The organism is Microbacterium sp. ZW CA_36, assembly GCF_044987475.1.
In the GTDB taxonomy this organism is placed as follows: Bacteria; Actinomycetota; Actinomycetes; order Actinomycetales; family Microbacteriaceae; genus Microbacterium.
The window spans coordinates 1-14466 of record NZ_JBJDRL010000034.1; the positions used below are offsets into that span (position 1 = coordinate 1).

General features: G+C 70.5%; 14 protein-coding genes. 5 read left to right on the forward strand and 9 right to left on the reverse strand.

Translation table 11 applies throughout. From position 1 onward, the window contains the following. The first annotated feature begins 250 nt into the window (after nt 1–250). From ACI3KX_RS14255 to ACI3KX_RS14265, 3 genes are all read left to right on the forward strand, one after another. Entirely contained in the window at nt 251–1660 is a 1410-nt protein-coding gene (locus ACI3KX_RS14255) for an aspartate aminotransferase family protein (RefSeq protein WP_404910158.1), read from the forward strand. A gap of 144 nt (nt 1661–1804) precedes the next feature. Further along, complete coding sequence (locus ACI3KX_RS14260) at nt 1805–2212, forward strand: transferase (RefSeq protein WP_308867754.1); 408 nt, start codon at nt 1805–1807, stop codon at nt 2210–2212. A 43-nt stretch (nt 2213–2255) separates the two neighbouring features. Further along, on the forward strand, nt 2256–2825 hold the full coding sequence (locus ACI3KX_RS14265) for a thermonuclease family protein (protein WP_404910159.1): 570 nt from the start codon (nt 2256–2258) through the stop codon (nt 2823–2825). A gap of 150 nt (nt 2826–2975) precedes the next feature. Here ACI3KX_RS14265 and ACI3KX_RS14270 read toward each other — a convergent pair whose 3' ends face one another. Further along, on the reverse strand, nt 2976–3374 hold the full coding sequence (locus ACI3KX_RS14270) for a DUF1304 domain-containing protein (protein WP_404910160.1): 399 nt from the start codon (nt 3372–3374) through the stop codon (nt 2976–2978). A gap of 35 nt (nt 3375–3409) precedes the next feature. Between ACI3KX_RS14270 and ACI3KX_RS14275 the strand changes: the two genes are divergently transcribed. Continuing rightward, nucleotides 3410–4165, forward strand: a complete 756-nt coding sequence (locus ACI3KX_RS14275; protein ID WP_363356859.1) for a LysR substrate-binding domain-containing protein — start codon at nt 3410–3412, stop codon at nt 4163–4165. 206 nt (nt 4166–4371) lie between these two features. Here the strand turns inward: ACI3KX_RS14275 and ACI3KX_RS14280 are convergent, their stop codons facing one another. From ACI3KX_RS14280 to ACI3KX_RS14295, 4 genes are all read right to left on the reverse strand, one after another. Further along, the gene (locus tag ACI3KX_RS14280) at nt 4372–6864 is read right to left on the reverse strand and encodes a CHAT domain-containing protein (RefSeq protein ID WP_404910161.1); all 2493 of its coding nucleotides are present in this window, start codon (nt 6862–6864) and stop codon (nt 4372–4374) included. A 69-nt stretch (nt 6865–6933) separates the two neighbouring features. Continuing rightward, a complete protein-coding gene (locus ACI3KX_RS14285; RefSeq protein ID WP_404910162.1) occupies nt 6934–8646 on the reverse strand; it encodes a S8 family peptidase in 1713 nt (570 codons plus the stop codon). A gap of 73 nt (nt 8647–8719) precedes the next feature. Further along, on the reverse strand, nt 8720–9187 hold the full coding sequence (locus ACI3KX_RS14290; protein ID WP_349426261.1) for a hypothetical protein: 468 nt from the start codon (nt 9185–9187) through the stop codon (nt 8720–8722). Then, nucleotides 9177–9794, reverse strand: coding sequence for a sigma-70 family RNA polymerase sigma factor (locus tag ACI3KX_RS14295; protein WP_349426260.1), 618 nt, complete (start codon nt 9792–9794; stop codon nt 9177–9179). The genes ACI3KX_RS14290 and ACI3KX_RS14295 overlap by 11 nt, the downstream gene beginning before the upstream one ends. A 124-nt stretch (nt 9795–9918) precedes the next feature. Between ACI3KX_RS14295 and ACI3KX_RS14300 the strand changes: the two genes are divergently transcribed. Continuing rightward, on the forward strand, nt 9919–10662 hold the full coding sequence (locus ACI3KX_RS14300) for a glutamine amidotransferase-related protein (protein WP_363356856.1): 744 nt from the start codon (nt 9919–9921) through the stop codon (nt 10660–10662). A 2-nt stretch (nt 10663–10664) separates the two neighbouring features. Here ACI3KX_RS14300 and ACI3KX_RS14305 read toward each other — a convergent pair whose 3' ends face one another. The 4 genes from ACI3KX_RS14305 to ACI3KX_RS14320 form a co-directional block, all read right to left on the reverse strand. Then, nucleotides 10665–11465, reverse strand: coding sequence for a tryptophan-rich sensory protein (locus ACI3KX_RS14305; RefSeq protein ID WP_363356855.1), 801 nt, complete (start codon nt 11463–11465; stop codon nt 10665–10667). Nucleotides 11466–11541: 76 nt separating this feature from the next. Then, the gene (locus tag ACI3KX_RS14310; RefSeq protein WP_404910163.1) at nt 11542–12027 is read right to left on the reverse strand and encodes a glutaminase; all 486 of its coding nucleotides are present in this window, start codon (nt 12025–12027) and stop codon (nt 11542–11544) included. Then, a complete protein-coding gene (locus tag ACI3KX_RS14315; protein WP_404910164.1) occupies nt 12024–13223 on the reverse strand; it encodes a cation:proton antiporter in 1200 nt (399 codons plus the stop codon). The genes ACI3KX_RS14310 and ACI3KX_RS14315 overlap by 4 nt, the downstream gene beginning before the upstream one ends. A gap of 45 nt (nt 13224–13268) precedes the next feature. Beyond that, nucleotides 13269–14444, reverse strand: coding sequence for a hypothetical protein (locus ACI3KX_RS14320; protein ID WP_363356853.1), 1176 nt, complete (start codon nt 14442–14444; stop codon nt 13269–13271). Between the last annotated feature and the right edge of the window lie 22 nt (nt 14445–14466).

The window sequence follows — 14466 nt, forward strand, 5'->3', positions numbered from 1 at the left end:
GGCGACGCCAAGGCCTACGGCGTCCACGGCTTCGACTTCTACACCCGCGAGAAAGCCATCACCAGCCGCTGGCTCGACCCCGCCCACCACGGCGGCATCAACCTCGGCTTCCCCCAGAACAACTGACGCGCATTCGGTCGTTGAGCGAGCGAAGCGAGACGAAACGCGCCTGACATTGCTCGCGATCAGCACGCGTTTCGTCTCGCTCGTTCCTCGCTCGCTCAACGACCGCAACAGGAGAGGACTCCTCATGACCGACACGCTCGCCGACGCCGCCGTCTACACCGACCCGGCGGGTGTCCGCCGCACGCTGCCCGACCGCGAGGCCGACGCACGCGTGCGCGCCGACGACCGCGGACACGTGTTCCACTCCTGGAGCGCGCAGGCGCTCATCGACCCGCTGCCGATCGCAGCGGGCGAGGGCTCGACGTTCTGGGACTACAGCGGCAACGCCTACCTCGACTTCAGCTCGCAGCTGGTGAACCTCAACCTGGGCCACCAGCATCCCGATCTGGTCGCGGCCATCCAGCGGCAGGCGGGCCGCCTCGCGACGATCCAGCCGTCGATGGCGAATGACGTCCGCGGCGAGCTCGCCCGCCGCATCGCGGAGGTGGCCGGCGACGGCTTCGACAAGGTGTTCTTCACCAACGGCGGCGCCGACGCGAACGAGAACGCCGTGCGCATGGCTCGTCTCGTCACCGGTCGCCGCAAGGTGCTGTCGATGTACCGCAGCTATCACGGCAACACCACGACCGCCATCTCACTGACCGGCGACCCGCGCCGCTGGCCGAACGAACCCGGCGACGGCTCGACGGCGAAGTTCTTCGGGCCCTACCCCTATCGCTCGGCGTTCCACTCGTCGAGCGCCGAGGAAGAGACGCAGCGCGCGCTCGAGCACCTCGAGCAGACCATCGTGCTCGAGGGTGCGTCGACGATCGCCGCCATCCTCATCGAGACCATCGTCGGCACCAACGGAGTGCTCGTTCCGCCGCCCGGGTACCTCGCGGGCGTCCGCGAGCTGTGCGACCGCTTCGGCATCGTCTACATCGCCGACGAGGTGATGGTGGGCTTCGGCCGCGTGGGCGAGTGGTTCGCGTTCCAGGCGTTCGACGTGCAGCCCGACCTCATCACCTTCGCGAAGGGCGTGAACTCGGGCTATGTGCCGCTGGGCGGGGTCGTGATCTCGGACCGCATCGCGGCGCACTTCGACACCGTGTCGTTCCCGGGCGGCCTCACGTACTCCGGGCATCCGCTCGCGTGCGCAGCGGGCGTGGCGACGTTCGAGGTCTTCGAGCGCGACGGCATCCTCGAGCGCGTCCGCGATCTCGGTTCGCGCGTCGTCGAGCCGCGACTGCGCGACATCGCGTCGCAGCATCCGTCCGTCGGCGATGTGCGGGGGATGGGCCTCTTCTGGGCGATCGAGCTGGTCAAGGACCGCGACACGCGCGAGCAGCTCGTGCCGTTCAACGCGAGCGGAGCGGATGCCGCGCCCGTCGTCGCCGTCGCCGCCGCGTGCAAGCGCGAGGGCGTGTGGCCCTTCACGCACTTCAACCGCGTGCACATCGCGCCGCCGCTCGTGATCAGCGAGGACGAACTGGTGCGCGGTCTGGACGTGATCGACCGCGCTCTATCGGCCGCTGACGCGTTCGTGGAACGCTGATCCGAACCGGCTTCCGGCCCCGCATTCCTCGGGATGCGGGGCCTCTTTTCCGCCGTGACCGGATCGTTCCGATGCGCGGGAATGAATCACCGCTCCCCTCGGTTATTTCTGTACTCAGCACTATGTGCTGCTCAGGAGGGGATTGTGGGCAAGAACTACATCGACATCGAGAACGACCGGGGCGAGACGCTGCGCTACCGCAAGCACGTCAACGGTCGTGGCCTCATCGCGCATGGAGCGAAGGTGCACCCGAGCGCCGTCGTCGAAGCGGGGGCGTATGTCGAACCGGGGGTTCAGATCGCCGCGGGCGCGCACGTCGGCCGTGGGGTGTGGGTCGAGACGGATGCCGTGATCGGCCCTGACGTCGAGATCGCCCCGCACGCCCACATCGGTCCGCGGGCCGCCATCGGCCCGCGCGCCAAGATCGGCGTGCGCACGCAGGTCGGCCACGATGCTCGTGTCGCCGGGGGCTCGCTCATCGGCGACGACCAGACGATCGCGGACGGCGAGCGCGTCGCCACCGACAAGCGGGGACTCCGACTGGCCGCCTGACCTCCGACCGCGGAGCGTCGCGAGCACGGCATAGGCTCGCGACGTGTTCAGACGCGTCCTCATCGGCATCCTCGTGCTCGTCCTCGCGGGCGCGGCCGTGTGGTGGTTCGCGGGGCGCGACCATGATGCAGCCCCAGTCGCCGTCGCACCCCCCGGCGCTGCTGCGACGATGCCCGCGATTCCCGCTGACGCGTTCGAGATGACCGTCGAGAGCGTGCACGACGGGGACACCCTGCGCGCCCATGTCGCGGTGCCGAACGCCGTCGTCGGTGACCTCGAGTCGACGCGCGTCCGCCTGCTCGGCATCGACACCCCCGAGATCTCTCCTGTCCTCGACTGCTGGGGCGCGGAGGCGACCGCGAACCTCTCGGCACTCGTACCGGCGGGGTCGACGATCTGGGTGGCGTCCGACGCGGAGGTGCACGACCAGTACGGCAGGACTCTGCTGTACATCTGGACGCCCGACGGCCGCTTCGTCAACGGCGAACTCGTGGCGCAGGGCGACGCGCGCGTCGAGGTCTACTCGCCCAATCGCAGCCAGGAGGCGCTGCTGCGATCGCTCGAGAAGGTTGCTGTCGCGTCGGGGTCCGGTCAGTGGGGCGCGTGCGATTGAACCCCGCGTCCGCGCATCGGCCGCGGCGAATCGGCGACGTGACACATCTCCATTTCGTCGATGAACTTCCGGTTCACACACCACGAGGCTGTGTGAACCGGAAGTTCATCGATGTTTCGGGGATGCCGTCGCCCGAGGTGAGCAGGCTCGTCAGGCGAAGAGGAACAGCACGAACCCGATGAGCGGCAGCGTCCCCTGGATGAGCGCCGGCCGCAGATACTTCATGCCTGTGGTCAGCAGCACGAGAGCGGCAGCCAGCATCGACCCGAGGCTGAACAGCACGAGCGCGAGCCCGGCCGCGCGCACGGGGGCGGCATCCGATCCCGCAAAGATCAGCACCAGACCGATCACGACGCCGATGGCGAGGAACAGGTTGTAGAACCCCTGGTTGTAGGCCATCGGCTTGGTCGTGTCGGCCGCGGCCTGGTCGGCGACGCCGAAGCGCTTCCAGACCTTCGGCTGCGTCCACTGCACGCTCTCCATCACGAAGATGTACACATGCAGCAGCGCCGCCAGCGCTGCGAAGACCGTCGCGAGGATCGTCACCATGAGCGAACGATAGCGCCCCGGCTACGCTGAACGGTATGGCGAAGGGCGGGCCGCGCGCAGGCGGGCGAGGACGAGGCGTCTCGGGCAAGCGTCCGGGCGCCGCATCCGGATCCGCAGCCAAGGGCAAGCCGACGAAGGCACGCCGGCCGCAGCCGTCGCCGGGCCCGTCGCCGACGCCTCCCGCCGAGCCGCCCATGCCGACGACGTTCCTCCTCGGCGCGATCCCCGGTGCCACACCGGGCAAGTGGATCGACACCTGGAAGGAGCGGATGCCGCACACGAGCCTCGAACTCGTCCCGCTGGCGGTCGCCGGCCAGCGTGATGCCCTCCGCGCCGGCGAGGTCGACGCGGCACTCGTCCGGCTGCCGATCGACAAGGATGGGCTCCACGTCATCCCGCTCTACGACGAGGTGCCGGTCGTCGTCTGTGCGAAGGAGTCGCACCTGACGACCGCCGACGAGCTCGATGCCGCCGACCTCGTGGGCGAAGTGCTGATCGTTCCCGAGGACGACGTGCTCGGCATCCGTCCGCCCGGCACCGTGGCACCGCGCTTCGCTCCCCCGGCCGACACGGCCGAGGCGATCGCGACCGTCGCCGCAGGGGTCGGGATCGTGGTGGTGCCGATGTCGCTCGCGCGGCTCCACCAGCGCAAGGACGTCGAGTACCGGCCCCTCCTGGACGGACCAGCATCCACGGTCGCGCTGGCGTGGGCCGCGGACCGCACCACGCCCGCCGTCGACGCGTTCGTCGGTATCGTACGCGGCCGCACCGCGAACTCCTCCCGCGGCTGATTCCGCCACGGTGCACGGATGAGGGGCGCCGCCCCCAGTCCCCGGTGCGGCACCCCTCGAAGATCGGCACCGAAGACCCGCTCCCGAGCAGCGTTTCCCCAGGAGGCCTTCTGTCCCGCTTCCCGGCCCCCAGGTCGGGCAGCGGGAGCCCATCCAGTGAGCAGGAGCCGCCGGCATCCGCCCTGATACACGCGGCGCGAGAAAAGTCAGAACCCGGCGCCGTGCACCTGGAACGGTGCGACGATGCCGGTGCTCTCGGATGCCGCAGCCAGCGCCTCGGAGGGCGCGACCCCGGCGGCGAGCCCGTGATGCATCGCCGCGAGGAGTTCGCACGCGACGTCGTCGGCGACGATGACCGGGGCGGCGACGACGCATCGAGTGCCGGCGTGCAACCACACCCGCGTCATGCCGATCGATTCGTCGCCCCAGCGCACGGCCGAACGGCCCACTTCGCAGGCGGACAGCACCACGACCTGGGGCGGACGCGTCATGAGGTCGATGTCGTAGCCGAACAGCGCGCCATCTGCGAGTTCGAGGCCCGAGAACAGAGGGTTGTCGGCCGCATGACGTCCGTGGGCAGCGATGTGCAGCACGTCGACCGTCGACGCGAGCGCCGTCACGGCGTCGGCGGTCGCGGCATCAGCGTGCAGCTGCTGTGCGTGCGCCCAGGCATCGGCTGCCATCGTGATCTCCTCATCGCCGCGTGCGACTCGCGGGCCGGCGGCGAACCCGGCAGTCGCGAGTCCTTCCGGCGCCGATCTGCGTGCCCGCACCCAACTGGATGCTGACGAGGCGAGGGTCACCGCGCGAGCGTTCAGCCCGGGAAGCATCGACCACGGGATGCCCGCGAGCACGCCGGGAGCGGTGATCAGGATGCGCCGTCCGTCCCCGTCACCGATCGCCGCGTCCACGAGCAGCCGCGAGAGCACCCGGAGCCGATCGTCGAGCGAGCTCCGCACCACTGCCGCCACCGGCCCCGTTCGGACGGATGCCGCCATGTCGAGGTCCGCACGCAGGCCCCGGAGCGCAGCTCGGACTCCGTGCCAATCCAGCGACAGGAACCGCGCTCCCGCCGCCGACGCGACCACGAGTCCGAGTCCCACACCGTCGAACACGTACGAGAGCGAGATCTCACCGGCGTCGAGCTCTCCGCGCAGGTCTTCGAGTTCTATCCGGTCGTTCAGCGTCCGTCCGGCGGTCGCGGACCATTGACGTTCCCGCGCCCGGTCACGGAGGAGAGAGGCGCGGGGCCCTGAGAGCCAGTCCGTCCCTCCGTCGTCCACGCGGAGGACCCGCAGCTCGGCGAGATCGGCGGCAAGCTCGGGGTCGGGCGGTGGTCGCAGTGGCACGATCTGCTGGTTCAAGTGACGGGCGCGCTCCGACCACTCGAAGACGACGCTCGGTCGGCCGGACCGCATCGCGGACGAGAGACCCACCGTGATGACCCCCAGCCCCTGCATCGTCGTCGACCCGGAGAGGTCGAGGCTGCCCACGGCGCGCCGAGTCGTCACCAGCAGGTCCAGGCCCCCCGCCGCGTGACGTCGGACTCCGCGTTCGTCGCCCCGAGCCCGTGCGCGCTCCGCACGGACTTCATGCACGAGCAGTCCGAGCTCCAGCGGCGCCCAGCGTGGCGTCCGGGGCACCCTGATGGTCTGCGGGTCGGCGCCCCGTCGCACGCGGGCGAGCAGCTCGCTCATCCGAAGCAGTGCCGCATCGCTGTGGTGCCCGTGTGCGTCGAGTGCATCTGCGACGTCCGCCACCGTCGTCGTGCGGGGCAGGGCTCGGGGCGTCGCCACCGGTGCACCGGACCGGTCGACACGGCCGATGGCCAGCTGCGCGCGCAGCTTGATCGCCTCCGCTCGCATCCCCCACCCGTCGCTGCCGATCGATCGGAATCGCCTCGCCGCCATCGACGCGACCCGTGCCGCACGTTCGGGCGAGTGGTTGAGCAGTGAGCGCGCGAGATGGAACTCCGCCTCGGCGCGGTCCTGTCGCGCGCCGTGCCGGGCGAACGTCTGCGCGACCGATTCGAGCGATCGCTCAGCCTCGCCGACCAGCCCGGCGTCTCGGAGCACCTCGGCGCGGTCGAGCTCATTGATCGCGGCCCACACATCAGACTCCTCATCCAGAGGCGCGCGGACTCCCTGCATCAGCCGCAGGGCGCCGACGAGATCTCCGCCGAGCATGCGAACGTAGGCACGGTTGTGCACCGCCTGGTCGGCATCGAGGTCGAGCGCGGCCCCCCGGTAGGCCGCCTCGGCGGCGAGCAGATCCGCTGAGGCGTCGTCGAGTCGTCCTCGCCGCATGTTCACCATGCTGCGGTTCATGCGCATGTTCGCCGCCCGCACCGGATCACCGCTCAATCCGTCGATGCTGCGGGTGAGCGAATCGGCGGCCGGATCCAGGTGGCCCCGCTCCATCTGAATCGAGCCGAGCTGCCCGTGGAGGATCGCCAGCGTCTCCGGGGCCAGTCCGGGCCGTGCGAGCGCTTCACGGCACAGTCGCTCCCCTTCGACCGCATCGGACTGCTGTGCGAGCAGGTAGGCGGTCGTTCCGGTGACGCGCGCCTCGAGATCCACATCGCCCGCGGCCGAGGCAGCACGGGCGGCGCGCGCCAGCACACGACGGGCGTCTGCGTAACGCCCTCGGTTCGCAAGGTGCACACCGCGCTGATACAGGTCGCGGGGGTCGGAGCTCACTCCCTCATGATGGCGAACTCCGCGCGGCTGCGGCATCCCCACGCGCGAACTGCGTGAGGATGCCGCGCTTCACGCTGTGCTGCCACCCTTGATCGAGCCATCCAATTCCTCGAGGTCGTCGATCGCCTTGCCCGTCGCGGCCTCCACGGCGGCGACACCACCCGCACCGCCGGCCATCAGCACGGGAGTGAGGTGCGCGGCGATCAACCCCGCCACATAGGGGGCCGCGAACGACGTGCCGCTCCACACTGCGTACCCGCCACGCATGTCGTCGGGGTCGATGGTCTCCCGGACGCGGCCGTAGAGATCATCGCGTGAGCCCGCTTGCACGCCGCCGTTCAAAGGCGGGACGGTACTGACCACGGATGTGCCGGGCGCGTAGGCCGTGACCCACGGGCCGATGTTGCTGTAGAGCGCGACGGATCGGAGGTTGGGGTTGAGCGCACCGATCGCGAGATGTCGTGCTCGCTCGCCCTCGGTCTCATCGATCCGCAGGTCGGTGTCGCCGGTCCACGGCCACAGCGCTGCGGGGAAGGTGGGGCGATCGGTCGCGTCATTGCCGGCAGAGCACACCACCGCGCAGCCCTGATCGCGCAAGCGCCGAAGTGCGCTGTAGAGGCGCGTGCTGTACAGACCGTCCTCCGGGGTCTCGTGGTAGTACCCCAGCGACAGATTGAGCACATCGATGTGGCGGTCCCCGCCTTCGCCGTCATGCTCGACCCAGTCGGCCAGTTCCTCGATCGCCTCGATCAACTCGCTCTCGAGGACGGTTCCGTTGCTGTCGGCGACCCGTATCGAAATGAGATCGGCGTCGGGTGCGAGCTGGCGGATGATGCCCGATACGAACGTCCCGTGTCCTGCCCCGCCATCCAGGTATCCGTCCAACGCACCTGCCTGATCTCCGTCGACCTCAGGATCCGTCGCAGGGTTCTCGACGCCCAGGATGGTCGTGCCGATGACGGTCGGCACACGCCTTCGCACGATCGGCCGGCCGGACGCTGCGACGCCTTCGCCAGGCTCCCCCGGCAGCCACTTGTGACTTCCGCAGCCGGTGTCGACGATCGCGACCACCGGCCGACGAGCGTCCTTCGGAGGGTCGTCGGACCGGCGGGGCACGGGACCGATGTACGAGACCATCTCGAGGCCGCCGGTGCCGGGGTCGGAGTATCCGCCCGTTCCACTCGGGTTGGTCTTGGAGTGCGGATTCGTCTTGGAATGCGGATTGGTCTTGGAGTGGGGGTTCGTCTTGGAGTGCGGGTTGATGCCGATGGGGTCGATCGACAGCACATGGTCGAGCCCGACCTGCCGCAGCGGGTGGTCGGCCGGCAGTTCGAAGCGCCGCCGATCCGCAGCGCGCGAGATCCCGCGCGCGGAGGCCTTCGCCGCGTCCAGCGACTGCTCTCTCCGCTCGCCGCCCCGCACCGCGAGCGCGCGCGCGTGCTGCAGCAGGCGCCACGCGTCCACCGGAGGGACGGGCTCGTCGTCGCGTCCTTCCTTCGGCGCTGGGAAGATGCGCGCGCGCGTCAGCTCGGCTCCGCTGCGTGTGCTCACGGCCTCCTCGGCCACTTCCCAGCCGAGTTCCGCTCCGGCTGCCGTGAGAGTCTCGATCGCGGCATCCGTGCGACCCGTGATGATGAGGTGTCCGGGCGCGTAGACGGTGCTGAACGCCTGGATGCCGGGCACCGGATCGCGGGTGGGCTCGAGCGGCACGCCCCTGGGCTCGTCCGCTGCCTCACGCTCACGCCACGGGCGCAACGGTCGTTCGCGGTCATCGTCAACCATGTCTTCTCCTCACACACAGCGGATCCGCGGCCCCCAGGCCGCGGCATCCGTCTCCCGTACTTCGAACTGCTTGTCAGACCTCGAACTGAGGCGTCTGGAAGTCGTGCAGCGCGCCGTCGGCGTCGCGCACGACGAGACGAAGTCGCGCCACCCCTGGCGTGACCTCGTCGAAGGCGAACCGTCCGTGCTCGCCCGGTTCGGCCGACCACTCGCGGTCGCCCTGCACCAGCCGGATGGCCAGAGCCGCGGCATCCACCCATCCGTCCACGCGCCGATCGCCGCTCTCGGTGGCGGTCACGTGCAGCAGCACGCTGGTCGTGCCGTCGCTGAACTGCAGCGTCGCGGTGTCGGTCTCACCGCGGACGGCGGCGAGGGTCCCTTCGACGAGCGTCAGCAGCGCGTACTCGCGCGACAGGTCCTCGACGGCGACGGCGGCGACCATGCGGTCGACCAGCTCGGCCGGCACCGGATCCACGTCCTCCCACATCCGGCGCATGCGTGCGAAGAGCGCGGCGTCGGCCGCGAAGTCCTCAGTTTCCATCGTCGTCACCTCTCCATCCGTCGTCCTCGAGGACGGCGCGAAGCTTTGCGAGGCAGCGCTGGCGGGTCGGTCCGATCGATCCGATGGGCATCGCGAGGTCCTCTGCGATGCGGGCATAGTCGGGGCGGTCCTCGAACGCGACGATCCGCAGCAGGCGCTGGCATCGATCGTTGAGCGTGGCGACCGCCGTCCAGAGGCGACGGTTCTCGTCGCCCTGCGCCGCGGTCTGCTCGGCGGATTCGTGGACAGGAAGGTGCGGTTCGAGCGACTCGGCCTCGGTGGCATCGGCGCGCCGATGCTGCTTGCCGACCCGCCACGCCTCGCGGCGCGCGCACATCGTGAGCCAACCCGACACCGCGAGCGGGTCGTTGATGGTCTCGTGACGGCGTACGAGCGTCAGCCAGGTCGTCTGCACGACGTCCTGGGCCAGCGCAGGGTCGACTCCGTACGCCCGCACGACGTGCCACAGCGGCGGCGTCATCAGGCGGACGAGCTCGTCCATCGCACGGCTGTCACCTTCACGCCACCGCACGAAGAGTGCGGCGGCGCGCTCCCATCGCGCCGGCTCCGCGGAGTCGACGGATGGCTCGGCGCCGGCCTGCGTCATAGCGCCCATTCTGTCCACACCATGCCCGAGCGCGATAGTGCGGGTTTGATACACGAATACCGGGCAAAGTCGGCGGATGTCGCCGCTTTCGCGCGTGCTCGGACCGGAGACCTAGAATTCCTGCATGACGACCGCGCCGCTGCTCTATGTCTGCGTGCGCCCGCAGCTGGGCGCGGCAGCCGCCGAGTACGAGTCGTTCCGGGCCGCGATGCGCCTCGACGAGAGCCTGCTCGGACGTCACGACCTCGTGCGCGAACCGCTGCCCGACGACGTCTTCGAGCGGTACTCGGGCTTTCTCATCGGCGGCAGCCCCTTCAACGTCACCGACCCGGAGTCGACGAAGACCGACGCGCAGCGCCGCCTCGAGGCCGACCTCGCGCGCATCGCCGAAGCCACGGCCGACGGCGCAGGGCCCGCGTCGCTGTTCACCTGCTACGGCATCGGCATCGCGACGCGCACGCTCGGCGGCACCGTCAGCCGCGCGTTCCCCGAAGACACCGGGCCGGTGGCCGTGCAACTCACCGCGGGTGCCGCGACCGACCCGCTGTTCGGCGCCCTGGCGCACCGCTTCACCGCGCTCACCGCGCACAAGGAGGGCACCGAGTCGCTCCCGCCCGGTGCGGTACTGCTGGCGCGGAACGACGGGTGCCCCATCCAGGCGTATCGCGTGGGAGACAGGCTCTACGCGACCCAGTTCCACCCCGAGCCGACCGCCAAGGCGTTCACCGAGCGCATGGCCGTGTACCGCGACGACGGCTACTTCGACTCCGCGGACTACGACGCGATCGCGGGCCGCGTGCTCGCGGCATCCGTCAGCCAGCCGGCGCGTCTGCTGCGTGCGTTCGCCGAGCGTTTCGGTCCCGCCTGACCTCACGCCTCGGCGTTGCGGACCGCCGTCGCCTCGCGCAGGATCGTGCCCACGACCGCCGAGCCGAGGATCAGGACGGCGACGACCACGGCCGTCCAGCCGATCGCAGCGCTGGAGGGCTCGCCCGTGAGGCGGCCCACCGCGAGCCAGATCAGTCCCCAGGCGAGGGCCAGCGCGGGGCCCAGCCGCCATCTGCTCGCGGCCTCGATGCCGAGCCCGACGACGGCGACGACGACGAGCACGATAACGCCCCACAGCGCGGCGGCGTCCTCCCACTCCGGCGGCGCGATGGACGTCAGCCACGCGGTGATGTTCGCGACGGTCGCCAGCGTCACCCACCCGAGGTGCAGGCCGGTGACGCCGTCGACGAGCAGCCGGTCGGCCCAGCCGTCGGCCGGTTCGATGACGGTGCGGTGGAAGGTGACGCCGAGGAGGGCCAGCAGCACGATGATCGCCAGCACGGTGAGTGCCAGCGAACCGAACTGGGCGGTCACCAGCCACAGGCCGTTGAGAGCCATGGTTCCGGCGATCAGCCAGCCGAGCGCGCGCTGTCGTTCACTGCCTCGCTGCCGCGGCAGCGCCTGCCAGATCGTGTACGCGAAGAGGCCGAGGTAGATCGCCGACCAGATGGAGAACGCGGGTCGCGCAGGTGCGAGGTAGGAGCCGTCCTGGTCCAGAGCGCCGTCCTGCAGATCCTGCACGGCGGTGCCGCCGAACAGCCCGGTGCCGACCATGGCGGCGACGATCATGAAGCAGAACGCGCTGATGACGACGATCTGTCGTGTGAGATCCCGTGCAGCCATGCTCACACGCTACGGCGCACCCCCATCCCGGACGAGCGCATTGACAGTCTGCCCTCCGGCCGATATCGGACCGGCGTCACGCGCCGGCCGGAGGTTCGAGCAGCAGTGCCACCCGCTCGGCGAGATACGCCTCCAAGGGCATGAGTCCTCCTGCCGCGCTCCACCGCACCTGCGCGACGCCGACGGCCGCGACGAGCGGTCCTGACTCTCCGCCAGCATCGACGAGGTCGGGCTGCAGCATCCGCCATCCGATGTGCACGGTCTCCCCCTCGGCGAACCCGCCCCGGCGCGCGGCCGCCGCGAGCTCGGCGCGCTGCCGCTGAGACTCGGCGGTGTAGCCGCGCCGGGCCTCCTGTCGGGCGCGGACGATGTCTCCCGTCGCGAGCACGCCGTCGTCGGTGAGCAGCAGCACACCCAGGTGCCACGCGGCACCGCGGCGCTCGACGCGGGGGGCGCGCGCGACCCCGAGGATGCGCCGCGGCACGACGAGCTCGCCGAGCGCTTCGCGCGGCGCCTCGGCGAGCCGCGCGCGGGCGGCGTTGAAGAGCTCGAGGGCCCTCACGCCATGTCGTCCTCGAGAGCCGGCGTGGCCTTCAGCCGCTCGCCGCGCAGCGCCATGCCGATGAGGGGGAACAGGAGGACCGACAGCATGCCGCCGGCGACGAGCACGGTCTGGTGCGAGGTCGTCAGGATGTCCTCGTCGACGCCGATCTGCGTGACCGCGACGATGATGGGCAGCCCGGTGGCGCCGAGCAGCGCGATGGACAGCCGATCGCGCCGTGACGATCCTTCGGGTGCGGCGAGGGTCGACGGCAGCCCACGCACCAGCAGCAGCGCCACGAGCACGACCGGGACCAGCAGGAACGTGGCCGGCTCCTCGAGGAGCGCCTCGAGGTCGAAGGTGACACCCGTGTAGATGAAGAAGATCGGCACGAGGAAGCCGAACGCGACGCCCTCGATCTTGCTCTCGACCGCCTCGCGGTCGGGTTCGGACGCATCGCGCATGAGGAGGCGCCAGATGATGCCCGCGGTGAAGGCGCCGAGCAGCATGTCGAGGTCGAGGACGATGCTGAGCGCGACGAGCGCCGCGAGGATGACGAAGACCACTCGGATCGCGAACTGCCCGGACGTGTGCAGGGTGGAGCTCACGAACGCGTGCATCGCGCCCCGCGGCACTCTGAAAGCGAGCAGGATGGCGAGTGCCGCGAACCCGGCGAAGACGGCGAGCACGACGGTGGACAGGCCGGGCTCGCGGCCGCCGAGGAAGATCGAGATCGCGATGAGCGGGCCGAACTCGCCGACCGCGCCGATGGCGGCTACGGCCTTGCCGAACGGCGTGGGCAGCTCGCCGGCGTCGCGGAGGATGGGCAGGAGGGTTCCGAGCGCCGTCGAGCACAGGGCGACGCCGATCACGATCGCCGCCTCCCCGGAAGCGAGCAGGAAGCCCGCGGCGATGCCGGCGGCGAGGCTGATGAGCCACCCGAGGGAGGCGCGGCGGCCCAGGCGGCCGCGGAAGGAGCCGAATTCGATCTCGGTGCCCGCGACGAAGAAGAGCATCGCGAGCCCGAACTCCGACAGCGCGTCGACGAACTCGCTCGGCACCGCCCACCCGAGAACGGCAGGGCCGACCAGGATGCCGAGCAGGAGCTCGAACACCACCACGGGGACGCGCATCCACCGACCGATCCCCCGCGCCAGCAGCGGCGCGAGGACCGCCAGGATCGGGATCACCAGCAGTGTCGGTTCGAGGTCGTCCACGCGAACAGACTAGCCAGCGCGAGGCGCTCGGATACGAGCGACGGGTCAGCGCACGAGCGGCTCGGCGGGTTCGAGCGGCGCCGCCGAGGTCGCCGGCTCCGCGGGCTCGAGCTGACGCTCGGGCGGCGTGAGCTCGGCGCGCGTGCGCTGGTGTCCGATGAGCGCGAGCACGACACCGCCCACGAGCCAGGCGCCCAGGATGATCCACTGCGCCGCGGTGGCGGCATCCGGGAAGTACATCACCGACCGCAACAGCGTCGCCGACGCGCCCGGCACGAAGAACTGGCCGACCGCACCCCACGGCTCGGGCAGGAACTGCGGTGGCATCGCGGCACCGGCGATCGGGTTGGCGATGAACATCGTGATGATTGCGCCGACAGCGATGCCGGGAGGACCCATCAGCGCCGCGAGGCCGATGATGAGCGCCGACGTGGCGCTCACGCCGAGCCCGATGACGGTGGCGTTCAGCAGCCAGTCGCCGGTCAGCATCCCGAACCAGGTCTGCATGACGAGCGTGATCAGCGCACCTGCGGCGATGCCGAAGACGACGAGGCCGATGAGGCGCCGCACGACGCCCTGCACGAGCAGCGTCAGCAGGATGCCGCCGAGCATGCCGCCCAGCACGAGCGGGAACACGGATGCCGCAAGCCCTGCACCCGTGCTGTCACCCTCGGCGAGAGGGACGACGTCGGTGACGGTCACGGTCGGGATCTCGGGCGGTGCGCCCGCAGCGCCCTCGGGCAGCTGCGGCCGCTCGCCGGATTGCAGTGCGCCGACGATCGCCTGCAGCTGATCGGTGAGCGCCGTCTTGGCCGCGGTGTCGATCTGCGACTGCAGCTGCGTCGCCACACCGCGCAGCGCTTGCGCGGCGACGGGGCTCGCAGCGGTCGCGATCAGCACCTCGGGCTCGTCGCCGAGCAGGATGGCGCCGTAGAGCTCGCGGGATTCGATCTGAGCCACGGCGTCGTCGCGGGAGTCGACCTCGCTGAGGTCGAAGGGCGCAGGGTCCTGCTCGGCGAGCTTGTCTTCGACGGCACTCACGGCCTCGGTCGGTCCGGAGATGCCGGCGGGCAGGTTCTGCGGCTGCGATGTGGCGGCCGGCCAGACGAAGGCCATCACGATGACGGCCACGATGACGGATCCGAGGAGCCCGAACGCCGCAGCGACGGGCCAGCGGGTGGGGCGCGCCGGGGTGTCCCGGCTCTCGCGATGAAGGGACATCGCGACCTCCTTAAAGAGAATG